This window comes from Phycicoccus sp. Soil803, assembly GCF_001429685.1.
In the GTDB taxonomy this organism is placed as follows: Bacteria; Actinomycetota; Actinomycetes; order Actinomycetales; family Dermatophilaceae; genus Pedococcus.
This window is the reverse complement of record NZ_LMST01000001.1, coordinates 2,683,947-2,696,035: the sequence shown is the minus strand read 5'-3', so window position 1 is coordinate 2,696,035 and position 12,089 is coordinate 2,683,947. Positions and strand designations below refer to the sequence as shown.

The window sequence follows — 12,089 nt, the reverse complement described above, 5'->3', positions numbered from 1 at the left end:
GGGTCCTCCACGGGGTCCTCCACGGGGTCCTCCACGGGGTCCTCCACGGGGTCCTCCACGGGGGCGGCTGCCACGCTCGACCTGCTCGACCGGGCGCGGCACTCGCTGCTCGAGGCCTGCCAGAGCCAGGAGGTCACCCGGCGCTACGACCAGGCCCAGCTCGGGGCGCTGCGGGCCGCTGCCGCCGTGGTGGCCACCCGCACCTCCAGTCGTCCACCCACGGGCCAGTCGGGTCCGCGCAGCCTGTGGGAGCTGCTGCCCACGGTCGCCCCGGAGCTCTCCGAGTGGGCGGGGTTCTTCGAGGTGGTCGGTGCCCGCCGCCACCACGGGCACAGCGCACGGGAGGCCGATGACGTGCTGCGCCAGTCCGAGCTCTTCCTCGACCTCGTCTGCCACACCCTCGGTCTGCCGGTGACCATGTCGCCCCAGGACCACCTGCTGGTGCCCACGGCCGCTACCGGCGCGAGGGCGGCGCCATGAGCACCGAGTTCGCCCACCTGCACGTCGCGTCGGGGTTCTCGATGCGCTACGGCACGGCGCCACCCGAAGCCCTGGTCGAGCGCGCCGCCCAGCACCGCCAGCCGATCCTCGCCCTCACCGACCGTGACGGTCTCTACGGTGCGGTCCGGTTCGTCCAGGCGGCCACCGCGGCCGGGATCGCCCCCGTCCTCGGCGTCGACCTCGCAGTGGGACCGGACGCGGCACACCCCGGCGCAGCACACCCCGGCGCAGCGGGGGACTGCCCCACTCCCACGCCCACCGCTCCAGCCCGGACGCCGGTCCGCGGTGGTGCCGAGCGCGACGCGCGGCACCCCCGGGTCACCGTCCTCGCGCGGGGGCGGGCCGCTGGGGTGCCCGCCGGGGTGGGGTGGGCGGCGTTGTGCCGGCTGGTCACCCAGACCCACCTGCGGGGGGAGCGCGGGGTGCCGGTGAGCTCCGTCGCGGTGCTCGCCGGCGCGTGCGGGTGGCCGCCGGGAGGGCCGAGGGAGCAGGGCAGGGGAGCAGCAGGGGCCGCCGGTGGGGGAGCGCCCAGCCCGCTCGTGGTGCTGCTCGGACCCGACTCCGACGTGGGTCGCGCGCTGCTGGCGCGGCGTACCGACCGCGCGCGCGAGCTGCTGAGCGCCTGGCGGCGCCGACTGCCCCCCGACGCCCTCGTCATCGAGGTGGTCTGCCACGGGGGCCCCGAGGGCACGCCCGCCTCGCGCAGCCATGCCCGGCGACTGCTCGGGCTCGCCGACGAGCAGGGCGTCCCGGCGGTGCTCACCGCCGCGGTGCGCCACGTCGACCCGGGGGAGTCCGCGGTCGTCGACGTGCTCGACGCCGCCCGGCGGTTGGTCGCCCTCGACACCCGGCACCTCGACCGGGTCACCGACGCCGCCCACCTCGCAGGCACCGACCCGATGCACGCCATCGCCCGCGAGGTCGCCGGTGGCGACCGGGCGCGCGCCGACGCCCTGGTGGCCCGCACCCTGGCCCTCGGGCTCGGGTGCGCCCAGAGCGCCCGTCATGACCTCGGCATCGGCTCGATCCACCTGCCCGAGCCCGAGCGACTGGGGGTGGAGCCGGGCATGAGCGCCCAGGTCATGCTCGAGCAACGGTGTCGCGCGGCGGTGGCCTGGCGCTATCCCGGCGCCAGCGAGCACGAGCTGGTGGCCATCGAGAGCCGACTCGGCGACGAGCTCAAGGTGATCGCCGAGCTCGGCTACCCGACCTACTTCCTCACCGTCGCCCAGGTCGTCGACCTGATCCGGGAGATGGGCGTCCGCGTTGCCGCCCGCGGGTCCGGTGCCGGGTCGCTGGTCAACTACCTGCTCGGCATCAGCGGGGTCGACCCGATCCGCTACCACCTGCTGATGGAGCGGTTCTGCTCCCCGCTGCGGGCCGAGCTGCCCGACATCGACATCGACGTCGAGTCGGCCCGACGCACCGAGGTGTACGAACGGATCCTCGACCGGTTCGGCGGTGAACGGGTCACGTGCGTCTCGATGATGGACACCTACAAGGTCCGCCACGCCATCCGCGACGTCGGATCGGCCCTCGGGCTGCCACCGGTGGAGATCGACGAGATCGCCAAGGCGTTCCCCCACATCCGGGCCCGGGACGCCCGCAACGCCATCGCCGAGCTGCCCGAGCTGCGGGCCCGGGGTCTGGACAGCCCACGACTGCGCGCCCTGTTCGACCTCGTCGAGCGGCTGGACGGGTTGCCCCGCCACATCGCGCTGCACCCGTGCGGGGTGATCCTGTCCGACGGCAGCCTGCTCGACCGCACCCCGGTCGAGGCGAGCTGGCTGGGCTTCCCGATGAGCCAGTTCGACAAGGACGACGTCGAGACGCTCGGGCTGCTCAAGCTCGACGTCCTCGGCATCCGCATGCAGTCGGCGATGGCGCACGCCGTGGCCGAGGTCGCCCGGGTCGACGGGGTGCAGGTCGACCTCGACGACCAGGCGCAGGTGCCGCTCGACGACGAGGCGACCTTCCGGCTGATCCGCACCAGCCACACCCTCGGCTGCTTCCAGATCGAGAGTCCCGGGCAGCGCGAGCTGATCGGCAAGTTCGGCCCGGAGCGGTTCGAGGACCTCGTCATCGACATCTCGCTGTTCCGACCCGGCCCGGTGAAGTCCGACATGATCACGCCGTTCCTCGAGGCCCGGCACGGGTGGAAGGAGGTCAGCTACCTGCACCCCACGCTCATCGAGGCGCTGCGCGAGACCGAGGGGGTCGTCGTCTTCCACGAGCAGGTGCTGATGATCGTCGCCGAGACCACCGGGGTGTCGCTGGCCCAGGCCGACGAGGTCCGCCGCGCCCTCGGCACCCCCAAGGGCCAGCGCGAGATCGAGGCCTGGTGGCGGCCCGCGGCGCGGGCGCGAGGCTATGCCCCGGCCGACGTCGACCGGATCTGGGAGGTGCTCAAGGCGTTCGCGTCGTTCGGGTTCTGCAAGGCGCACGCCGCGGCCTTCGCACTGCCCACCTACCACTCGGCGTGGCTCAAGACCCACCACGCCGCCGCGTTCCTCGCCGGGGTGCTCACCCACGACCCGGGCATGTACCCCAAGCGGCTCATCCTCGACGACGCCCGGAGCCTGGGCATCGCGGTGCTCGGGCTCGACGTCAACGTCTCCACCGAGAGCTACCGCATCGAGCGCCTGGGCGAGGACACCGATGACACCGAAGGCACTGATCACACTGATCACACCGATGGCATTGCTGGCATTGCTGGCCCAGACCCGTCCGGGTTCGTGCCAGCGCACCCCGACCTGCCCGATGCCAGCAACTACGGCATCCGGCTGTCCCTGGCCGACGTGCGGGGGATCAACGACGCGGAGGTGGCCCGCATCGTGGCGGGCCAGCCCTACGCCGGGTTGGCCGACTTCTGGCACCGGGCCCACGTCTCGCGCCCGGTCGCCGAGCGCCTCGTCCTCGCCGGCGGGTTCGACAGCCTCTACGGCATGCGGGTCGAGTCCGCCGGGATCGGTGCCGGGGGGCTCGGGCGCCGGGGTCGCACCACCCGACGCGACCTGCTGCTCCACGTCGCCGAGCTCGACCGCTACGGACGAGCACTCGACCGTTCCGCGAAGCGGGCCGCCCCACGACGGGGCAGGGCGTCCAGCGCTGCCCCGTCGGACCAGGCGCTCGAGACCGGCCAGGTGCGGGCCAGGGCGGCCGCGCAGTCCCAGGGCGCCCTGCCGGTCCGCGCGGCCGACCAGCAGCCGACCCAGCTCGCGCTCGACCTCGGCGACCGACCCGAGCTCACCAGCGGCACCGGCCTGCCCGAGCTGTCCGGTCCCGAACGCATCCGCGCCGAGCTCGACATCCTCGGCCTCGACGCCAGCGCCCACGTCGTCGCCTTCTACGCGCCGATGCTCGATGCCCTGGGGGTGACCCGCAGCCGTGACCTGCTGCGGGCGCGCAGCCGGTCGACCGTGTGGGCGTGCGGGGTGAAGGTGGCCACCCAGACACCGCCGATCCGGACCGGCCGCAGGGTGGTCTTCCTGACCCTTGACGACTCCACCGGTCCGGTCGACGCGACCTTCTTCGAGGACGTCCAGGGCCCGTATGCCGCCACGGTGTTCCACTCGTGGATGCTGCTCGTGCGGGGAGTGGTGCGACGCACCGGGCCCCGGGGCGTCTCACTGCGAGCGACCGGGGCCTGGGAGCTCACGCCGTTGTGGGAGGCGTGGCTGCGTGGTGGCCTCGAGGCGGTGCATGCCGCGATGGAGGCGACCGAGCGCGCCGCCACCGAGCAGGCGGAGGCGATGGAGGCAGCCCACCAGGACCAGGTGGGCGCGGGCCGGCGGGTGCTCGTCCACGCCTCGGGGTTCCGCCAGTCGCCCTACGCCGACACCCGTCCTCCGGGAGAGGACGTGCGGGGTTCGCACCGGCTGGGCCAGGGAGTGGTGGTGCCCGACGGCCGGGAGGCGGAGCAGTTCAGCCCGCCCCGCAAGCTCTGGCACTCCAGCCCGGGAAGCTCGGGTCACTGAGCCGATGACCGTGCCAGCACTCCAGCCGCATGATCCGCGAAGCTCGGGCCATTAGGCTGGCCGAAGCACCATCAGACCCAGCACAGGAGGTGGCCGTCGTGGCCGAAGAGCAGTGGCGGCACCGGCGCGGCGGCGTCGAGACAGCCCTGCGCACCTCGGCGGTCTGGTCCTCGGTGCGCAGCCTCATCGAGCGGCGTCAGGGCGAGCTCGGCCGCCCCCTGCGGGTCCTGGACCTCGGTGGCGGCACCGGAGGACTCGCGGTCCCGCTCGCCGAGCTCGGCCACCAGGTGACCGTCGTCGACCCCAGCCCGGACGCCCTGGCCTCGCTCTCGCGGCGCAGCGCCGAGCGGGGGGTCGCCGACCGGGTCACCGCCCTGCAGGGCGATGCCGACTCCCTCGCCGGCTTCGTGGGCGACCAGCAGGTCGACCTGGTCTGCTGCCACGGCACGCTCGAGGTCGTCGACGACCCCGAGGCCACCCTCGTGGCGCTGGCCGGCGTGCTCGCCCCCGGCGGCTACCTCAGCCTGGTGGCGGCAGGGCGCCTCGCCGCGGTCCTCGCCAGGGCACTGGCCGGCCAGTTCGCCCAGGCGCACACGGCGCTGACCTCGGCGGACGGCCGATGGGGCGGCGCCGACCCGCTGCCGCGCCGGTTCGACGCCGCAGCCCTCCGCTCCCTGGTCGAGCAGACCGGGCTGGTCGTGGAGGACGTGCACGGGGTGCGCGTGTTCAGCGACCTCGTCCCGTCGGCCCTGATCGACTCCGACGCCGACCGCGTCGCCCTGCTCGAGCTCGAGGAGGCCGCCACGGGCCACCCGGACTTCGGCTTCCTCGGACAGCTCGGCGCCGCGGTACACGTCCTCGCCCGACGCTGACGGCGTCCGGCTGCTGACCACGAGGCCACCGAGATGAGCCGGCGCCAGTACGCGCTTCCCCAGCGCGGCGACGAACATCCCCCGGACGACACCGGGTGCACGGTGCTGCACGTCGACATGGACGCCTTCTACGCCTCGGCCTCCCTGCTGAGTCGTCCCGAGCTGGTCGGCACCCCCGTCATCATCGGTGGCGGTGGCAACCGCGGGGTGGTGCTCTCCGCGACCTACGAGGCCCGCACGTTCGGCGTCGCCTCCGCCATGCCGATGGCGCGCGCCCGACGGCTGTGCCCCACCGCGACGGTCGTGGCGCCCGACCACGCCCTCTACAGCGCGATCTCCGCGGCCGTGATGGCGACCTTCGAGACCATCACCCCGGTGGTCGAGCCGCTGTCCCTCGACGAGGCCTTCCTCGACGTGTCCGGGGCGATCCGCCGGCTCGGCAACCCGGCCAGGATCGGCCAGCTGATCCGCGACACCATCCACGATGAGCAGGGCATCACCTGCTCGGTCGGGGTGGCGCCCACCAAGTTCGTGGCGAAGCTCGCTTCCGGCCTGGCCAAGCCCGACGGGATGGTCGTGGTGCCCCGCGACGAGGTGGTGACCTTCGTGCAGCAGCTGCCCGTGGGAGCGCTGTGGGGGGTGGGTGACAAGACGGAGGAGGCCCTCCTGCGGCTCGGCCTGCACACCGTGGCCGACATCGCCCACACCCCCGTCGACACGCTGCGCCGGGCCCTGGGCGAGAGCGCCGGCCCGCACCTGCACGACCTGTCCTGGGGCCGGGACCCCCGCCACGTCGAGGTCCAGCGTCGCGAGCGCAGCATCGGCTCGGACGAGACGTTCGAGTTCGACGTCGACGACCCGGCCTACATCCACCGGCAGCTGCTCAAGCTCAGCGACCGCACGGCGGCCCGGGTGCGCTCGGCCGGGATGCTGGGGCGGACCGTCACGATCAGGGTGCGGTTCTCCGACTTCACCACCATCACCCGCAGCCGCACGTTGCGTGACCCCACCGACGTCAGTCGCGAGATCTTCGACACGGCCAAGGGGCTCTACGACGCGTTGGGGCTGCAGCGGGCCAGGATCCGCCTCGTGGGAGTGCGGATGGAGGGCCTCGTGGAGAGCGAGGGCGCGCCGATCCAGGGCACCCTCGACGAGCCCGACCACGGGTGGCGCGACGCCGACCGTGCGGTCGACCGGGCCAGCGCCCGGTTCGGTGCGGGGAGCGTCCGCCCGGCCAGCCTGATCAGCGACCGTGAACGCGACCGGCGTCGCGGCCGGCAGGGTGGAGCCGAATCCGGGACGGGCCAGACCTCCACCTGAGAACGGGTAGTGCAACACCGCGCGGCGACATATCCTGAAGAGGTCAGCGGAAGGCCACTGACCGGCAACGATGCTCTCGACAGGCAACGATTCGGTGGCTCGACGCGTTAGTTGGGTGCACGCCGAACGTCCAGGAGGTCACCGTGCCGCTCTCTGAGCACGAACAGCAGCTGCTTGAGCAGATGGAGCAGGCGCTGTATGCCGAGGACCCCAAGTTCGCCTCGCAGATGCAGGGCGCCGGTGCCCGCGCCTCGGCCCGACGACGGATGGCCGTCGGCGTCGTGGGTGTCGTGGCCGGCCTGGCCCTCGTCCTCGTCGGCGTGAACACCACGATGTGGATCGGCGCGATCGGGTTCGCCGTGATGGTGAGCGCCGTCGCCTTCGCGCTCACGCCGCCGCGGCGCAAGACCGCCCTCGGCACGGTCCAGCCGGACGGCACCGTCCGGCGCGCCACCCCCGGCAAGTCGCCGAGCAAGCCCAAGTCCTCCAGGTCCGGCGGGTCGTTCATGAACCGCATGGAGGAGCGTTGGGACAAGCGCCGGGACGACGGCTACTGACCGCGCAGGTCAGCCGCGGCTGAGCAGCACGCCCACGACCCAGGTCACGGCGATGGCCAGCGCGGCCAACAGCTCGATGCCCATCGACAGGAAGACCGCCTTCAGCGCGGCCTTGGTCGAGGCCCAGGCGGCCGACCGGTCCTGCGAGTGGCCGAGCTCGACCAGGAAGATCCCGCCGACGAACCCGACGGCCGCCCCCACGACGGGGATCACGAAGAAGCCGACGACAGCGAGCAGCACGGCCAGCACCAGGGTCGACCGGCGGACGCCCGCCTCGCGCATCCGGCGACCGGGCACGGCATACTGCAGCGCCAGCCCGGCCAGGTAGAGCGCGGCGCACACGCCGAAGACCGACCACCCGAGGGTGGTCTTGGTGTCGAACGCCCACACGAACACGCCGGCCAGGCACAACAGCAGGCCGGGGATGACGGGAATGACGATCCCCACCATCCCGATCACGATCAGGACGGCGGGGACCCAGAGGGTGGCCTCCATCAGGAGGTCCGCAGTCGCGTTCTACCGCTCCTCGAGCGGAGCCACGGTGGGAGTCTCGTTGAGGCGCTCGGTCTCGTCGACGATGTCAGCGTGCTCGCGCAGCTTCGGCAGGTGCTCGCGTCCGTGGTGGGCGCAGAACAGCAGTTCGCCCCCAGCGTGAAGGCGAGCGCGCACGTAGGCCTGGGCGCCGCAGCGGTCGCAGCGGTCGGCCGCGGTCATAGAGGGTGCCAGTGCAGTGGTCACGTCAGCCTTCCTTTCGTAGCGCCCGCAGGCGCGTTGTCTCTGATGAGACGAGTTACCCCGGACTTCGGTTGATACACCGGGGAAGTAACTTTTCCCGATGGCCCGTCCGGTGCCTTGTCAACAGTCAAGCACGCCGCGTTCTTCCCGGTCGGTATTGGGTCGTCATGTGGGCCATCTCATGTCGCATTGGGTGATTCGTAGATCGGGCGTCCGGTGGATGGGAAAACCGGCCGCGCGGTGGGTGGGCCCGGTGTACCGCGTGCCTGCGCGGCGACGGGGGAGCGGCGAGATAGCGTGGGGGGCACCCCTGTGTGAGCATGCGTGAGCACGCAGGAGTCGCCGGAACCCACCACAGGAGCACAGCACCGTTGGCCACCGCCACCACCGCCAAGAAGGCCGCGACCACCAAGTCGACCTCGGACTACAGCGCGCACCACCTGCAGGTCCTCGAGGGCCTCGAGGCGGTCCGCAAGCGTCCCGGCATGTACATCGGGTCCACTGACGGTCGCGGACTCATGCACTGCCTCTGGGAGATCATCGACAACGCGGTCGACGAGGCCCTGGCCGGGGTGTGCGACCACATCGAGGTCGTCCTCTACCGCGACGGGTCGGTCGAGGTGCGCGACAACGGCCGCGGCATCCCGGTCGACATCGAGCCGCGCACCGGCCTCACCGGTGTCGAGGTGGTCTTCACCAAGCTGCACGCGGGTGGCAAGTTCGGGGGTGGCTCCTACACCGCCTCCGGTGGCCTGCACGGTGTCGGGGCGTCCGTGGTCAACGCGGTCTCGGCCCGGCTCGACGTGGAGGTCGACCGCGGGGGCAACACCTACGCGATGAGCTTCCGCCGGGGCGAGCCCGGCTACTTTCCCGACGTCGCCACCGACGACAAGGCGCCGGACCACGAGTTCACCCCCTATGAGCGCTCGAGCGAGCTCGCCGTGGTCGGCAAGACCAAGCTCGGGGTCACCGGCAGCCGGATCCGCTACTGGGCCGACGAGCAGATCTTCCTCAAGGACGCCGAGTTCGACTACGACGGGCTGGTCGCCCGCGCCCGCCAGACGTCCTTCCTCATCCCCGGGCTGACCCTGGTGATCCGCGACGAGCGACGCAAGCCCGGCACGGCGGGGGAGTCGGCGACCCACGTCGAGACCCTCGTCCACGACGGTGGCATCTCGGAGTTCGCCGAGTTCCTCGCTCCCGACGCAGCCGTGACCGACGTCTGGCGCCTCCAGGGCACCGGCACCTTCACCGAGACCGTGCCGGTCCTCGACGCCAACGGCCACATGTCGCCGACCGCCGTCGAGCGCGAGTGCGCGGTCGACGTGGCGGTGCGCTGGGGCACGGGCTACGACGCCAAGGTCAGCTCCTTCGTCAACATCATCTCGACCCCCAAGGGCGGCACCCACCTGGCCGGCTTCGAGCAGGCGCTGCTCAAGGTGTTCCGCAAGCAGCTCGAGGTCAACAGCCGCCGGCTCAAGGTCGGCAGCGACAAGCCCGAGAAGGACGACGTCCTCGCCGGCCTGACGGCGGTGGTCACGGTGCGGCTCGCCGAGCCGCAGTTCGAGGGCCAGACCAAGGAGGTGCTCGGCACCAACGCGGTGCGGGCGATCGTGGCCAAGGTGGTGGAGCAGGAGCTCACCGCGCGGATCACCTCCACCAAGCGTGGCGAGAAGGCCCAGGCCGCGCTGCTGCTGGAGAAGGTCGTCTCGGAGATGAAGTCGCGGATCAGCGCGCGACTGCACAAGGAGACCCAGCGTCGCAAGAACGCCCTGGAGACCAGCAGCCTGCCGGCCAAGCTCGCCGACTGCCGGTCCACCGACGTCGAGCGGTCCGAGCTGTTCATCGTCGAGGGCGACAGCGCCCTCGGCACCGCGAAGCTGGCGCGCTCGAGCGACTACCAGGCGCTCCTGCCGATCCGCGGCAAGATCCTCAACGTCCAGAAGGCCTCGGTCTCGGACATGCTCAAGAACGCCGAGTGCGCCGCCATCATCCAGGTGATCGGCGCCGGCTCCGGGCGGTCCTTCGACCTCGACGTCGCGCGCTACGGCAAGGTCATCATCATGACCGACGCCGACGTGGACGGCGCCCACATCCGGACGCTCCTGCTCACCTTGTTCTTCCGCTACATGCGTCCCCTCGTCGAGGCCGGGAGGGTGTATGCCGCCGTGCCCCCCTTGCACCGCATCGAGGTCGTCAACCCCGGGTCGAAGAAGAACGAGCTCATCTACACCTACTCCGAGAAGGAGATGCGCACGACGGTCGCCTCCCTCGGCAAGCGCGGCAAGAACATCAAGCAGCCGCTGCAGCGCTACAAGGGCCTGGGGGAGATGGACGCCGACCAGCTGGCCGAGACCACGATGGACCCCAGGCACCGCACGCTGCGCAAGGTGACCCTGCGCGACGCCGAGGCGGCCGAACGGGTCTTCGAGCTGCTCATGGGCAACGACGTCGCACCCCGCAAGGACTTCATCGTCGACTCCGCAGCCGGTCTCGACCGCGAGCGCATCGACGCCTGACCGGCTGGTCCGCGGCCGCAGCCCACTCGGGAGCGGGGCGCGAGGCACCTCGAGCCCGCGGCGCACGGGGCGCGTTTGTCGTTGCCGTGCAGCAGGTTCTAGGCCACTGTGGGGGTCTGCAGGAGCCGTGAAGGGCGGCCCCCGCGACCGAGAGTGGGTACGCCATGAGTGCGACGGCAGAAGTCGAGCGGTCAGAGGAGCACACCGAGCTCAAGCGGGTGATGGGCACCAAGCTCCTGTTGCTGTTCATCGTCGGCGACATCCTCGGGACCGGCGTCTACGCGCTGACCGGCACGGTGGCCAAGGAGGTGGGGGGAGCCGCGTGGGCGCCCTTCGTGGTCGCCTTCGTCGTGGCGATCATGACCGCGTTCTCCTACCTGGAGCTCGTCACCAAGTACCCGCAGGCGGCGGGCGCGGCGCTGTACACGCACAAGGCGTTCGGCATCCACTTCGTCACCTTCATCGTCTGCTTCACCGTGATGTGCTCGGGCATCACCTCGGCGTCCACCGCGTCCCGGGCCTTCGCGTCGAACATGCTCAAGGGGTTCGGGGGTGACAGCAAGAACACCACCCTCATCCTCATCGGGGCGCTCGGCTTCATGACCCTGGTCGCGCTGGTGAACCTGCGTGGTGTCGGCGAGAGCGTCAAGGCCAACGTCGTGCTCACGCTGGTCGAGCTCTCCGGTCTGCTGCTCGTCATCATGGTCGGCTTCTACGCGCTCTTCGCCGGCAAGACCGACTTCAGCCGCACCATGGTCTTCGACAGCCCCAGCGACAAGAGCGCCTTCTTCGCGGTGACGGCTGCGACCTCGCTCGCCTTCTTCGCGATGGTGGGCTTCGAGGACTCCGTCAACATGGCCGAGGAGACCAAGGACCCGGTCCGGATCTTCCCGAGGATGATGTTGACCGGGCTCGGCATCACCGGGGTCATCTACATCCTGGTCTCCCTGTTCGCGGTCGCGATCGTGCCGGTCGGGCTCCTGGGCGAGAGCGAGACCCCGCTGGTCAAGGTCGTCGAGACGGCCGCGCCCGGGATCCCGATCGAGAAGCTGCTGCCGTTCATCTCGATGTTCGCGGTGGCCAACTCGGCGCTGATCAACATGCTGATGGCGAGCCGCCTGCTCTACGGCATGGCCAAGCAGGAGGTGCTGCCACCCTTCCTCGGCAAGGTGCACCCCAGGCGTCGGACCCCGTGGGCGGCGATCCTGTTCACGACGGTGCTGGCCTTCGGCCTCATCTTCTTCGTGTCCAGGGCCAGTGCGGACGCGACGGCGGTCCTCGGTGGCACGACGGCCCTGCTCCTGCTCGGGGTCTTCACCATCGTCAACATCTGCGTGCTCGTGCTGCGCAAGGACACCGTCGACAGTGACCACTTCGTGACGCCCACCGTGATCCCGATCATCGCCGGGGTCTGCTGCGCGTTCCTCGTCACGCCCCTCACGGGACGCGACGGTGAGCAGTACGTCGTGGCGGGCTGGCTGCTGGTCCTGGGGGTCGGGCTCTGGGCGATCACGTGGTTCGCCAACCGCGCCCTGCGCTCCAAGAAGACCTATCTGCGTGACCCGGAGTCGCTGTCCGAGCGCGAGGGCGGCGTCAACTAGAGCGCGC

9 protein-coding genes are annotated in these 12,089 nt (G+C 71.4%); 7 read left to right on the top strand and 2 right to left on the bottom strand.

Features of this window, described 5'->3' with window-relative positions; genetic code table 11:
* The 5 genes from ASG95_RS12355 to ASG95_RS12335 form a co-directional block, all read left to right on the top strand.
* Positions 1–480 (top strand): SAV_6107 family HEPN domain-containing protein (locus ASG95_RS12355; RefSeq protein WP_369820379.1); only part of this gene is annotated, 480 nt, incomplete at its 5' end.
* Complete coding sequence (locus ASG95_RS12350) at positions 477–4,478, top strand: DNA polymerase III subunit alpha (RefSeq protein ID WP_057377661.1); 4,002 nt, start codon at positions 477–479, stop codon at positions 4,476–4,478. The genes ASG95_RS12355 and ASG95_RS12350, both read left to right, overlap by 4 nt.
* A gap of 98 nt (positions 4,479–4,576) precedes the next feature.
* Positions 4,577–5,350 carry a methyltransferase domain-containing protein gene (locus ASG95_RS12345; RefSeq protein ID WP_057378889.1) on the top strand — a complete coding sequence of 258 codons (774 nt, stop codon included), beginning with the start codon at positions 4,577–4,579 and terminating at the stop codon, positions 5,348–5,350.
* Positions 5,351–5,383: 33 nt separating this feature from the next.
* A complete protein-coding gene (gene dinB / locus ASG95_RS12340) occupies positions 5,384–6,670 on the top strand; it encodes a DNA polymerase IV (RefSeq protein ID WP_057377660.1) in 1,287 nt (428 codons plus the stop codon).
* Between the two features lie 143 nt (positions 6,671–6,813).
* A complete protein-coding gene (locus ASG95_RS12335) occupies positions 6,814–7,227 on the top strand; it encodes a DUF3040 domain-containing protein (RefSeq protein ID WP_057377659.1) in 414 nt (137 codons plus the stop codon).
* Positions 7,228–7,236: 9 nt separating this feature from the next.
* Here the strand turns inward: ASG95_RS12335 and ASG95_RS12330 are convergent, their stop codons facing one another.
* Positions 7,237–7,722, bottom strand: a complete 486-nt coding sequence (locus ASG95_RS12330) for a DUF456 domain-containing protein (RefSeq protein ID WP_057377658.1) — start codon at positions 7,720–7,722, stop codon at positions 7,237–7,239.
* Between the two features lie 21 nt (positions 7,723–7,743).
* Positions 7,744–7,965, bottom strand: coding sequence for a hypothetical protein (locus ASG95_RS12325; RefSeq protein ID WP_057377657.1), 222 nt, complete (start codon positions 7,963–7,965; stop codon positions 7,744–7,746).
* Positions 7,966–8,333: 368 nt separating this feature from the next.
* On the opposite strand from ASG95_RS12325, the gene ASG95_RS12320 reads away from it, so the two are divergent.
* Positions 8,334–10,481 carry a type IIA DNA topoisomerase subunit B gene (locus ASG95_RS12320; protein WP_057377656.1) on the top strand — a complete coding sequence of 716 codons (2,148 nt, stop codon included), beginning with the start codon at positions 8,334–8,336 and terminating at the stop codon, positions 10,479–10,481.
* Positions 10,482–10,645: 164 nt separating this feature from the next.
* Complete coding sequence (locus ASG95_RS12315; protein ID WP_057377655.1) at positions 10,646–12,082, top strand: APC family permease; 1,437 nt, start codon at positions 10,646–10,648, stop codon at positions 12,080–12,082.
* Positions 12,083–12,089: the final 7 nt, after the last annotated feature.

Excerpts from the sequence above, each read along its gene's own strand:
- ASG95_RS12350 (WP_057377661.1), top strand. The coding sequence starts at position 477 with ATGAGCACCGAGTTCGCCCACCTGCACGTCGCGTCGGGGTTCTCGATG.
- dinB (WP_057377660.1), top strand. The coding sequence starts at position 5,384 with ATGAGCCGGCGCCAGTACGCGCTTCCCCAGCGCGGCGACGAACATCCC.
- ASG95_RS12330 (WP_057377658.1), bottom strand. The coding sequence starts at position 7,722 with ATGGAGGCCACCCTCTGGGTCCCCGCCGTCCTGATCGTGATCGGGATG.
- ASG95_RS12315 (WP_057377655.1), top strand. The coding sequence starts at position 10,646 with ATGAGTGCGACGGCAGAAGTCGAGCGGTCAGAGGAGCACACCGAGCTC.